The 387-nt window shown below is 43.2% G+C and carries 1 protein-coding gene; it reads right to left on the bottom strand.

Going from position 1 to position 387, the window contains the following annotated elements; translation table 11 throughout:
- A partial coding sequence (locus FOI68_RS23030) for an AbrB/MazE/SpoVT family DNA-binding domain-containing protein (protein WP_143864441.1) occupies positions 1–200 on the bottom strand: 200 nt, incomplete at its 3' end.
- Positions 201–387: the final 187 nt, after the last annotated feature.

Consider the following 387-nt stretch of genomic DNA (forward strand, 5'->3'; position numbering starts at 1 on the left):
AACAGCGCTTCGGCGTACTCTTTGGCAAAGTCGCCTAATTCACTGATCGGCGAATATTTTTTCAAAATGACTTCTCCATCGCGGTCAACAAATATTTCGAGCGGATCTCCTTCGCGAATGCGCAACGTTCTGCGAATTTCCTTCGGAATGACAACTCTCCCTAAATCATCAATGCGGCGAACAATACCGGTTGCTTTCATGCCTTGTATACCCTCACTTTCATCTAGGATTTGAAGGATACTCCGATGAGCCCTTGTAATGGGGAATTCACCATTGTTGTGATTAGTATCCTTCACAATCCACGTTCTATACGTGATGAAAGTGATCTTGGCCATTTTGATAAAACTTTTTCTTGATTATGCCGTCACCGACTTCTCTTTTTCCATC

Origin of the sequence: Brevibacillus sp. LEMMJ03 (assembly GCF_007197875.1) — a bacterium.
Lineage (GTDB): Bacteria > Bacillota > Bacilli > Brevibacillales > Brevibacillaceae > Brevibacillus > Brevibacillus thermoruber.